Annotated in this window: 1 protein-coding gene; it reads left to right on the forward strand. The window is 37.0% G+C overall.

What is annotated here, in order from left to right; translation table 11 throughout:
- Positions 1–70: 70 nt before the first annotated feature.
- A partial coding sequence (locus DIU01_RS00800; RefSeq protein ID WP_290831367.1) for a toprim domain-containing protein occupies positions 71–332 on the forward strand: 262 nt, incomplete at its 3' end.

Consider the following 332-nt stretch of genomic DNA (forward strand, 5'->3'; position numbering starts at 1 on the left):
CCCAAAAATCGCATCAATTCTTATATATTTAAAAAAAACTTCTACTTTTGCCACACAAACAAAAAAGTAAATGGCAACCAATTTAGTAATAGTAGAGTCACCAGCAAAAGCAAAAACCATCGAGAAATTTCTTGGCGCAGACTACCAAGTAGAATCAAGTTATGGTCATATTGCCGATTTGCCTTCTAAAGAAATAGGTGTAGATGTAGAGAACGGATTCAAGCCCAAATACGAAGTTTCAGCAGATAAAAAAGCATTGGTTACCAAACTTAAAGGATTAGCAAAAAAAGCCGATATGGTTTGGCTAGCTTCCGATGAGGACCGCGAAGGAG

This window comes from Flavobacterium sp. (assembly GCF_003525665.1).
GTDB lineage: Bacteria > Bacteroidota > Bacteroidia > Flavobacteriales > Flavobacteriaceae > Flavobacterium.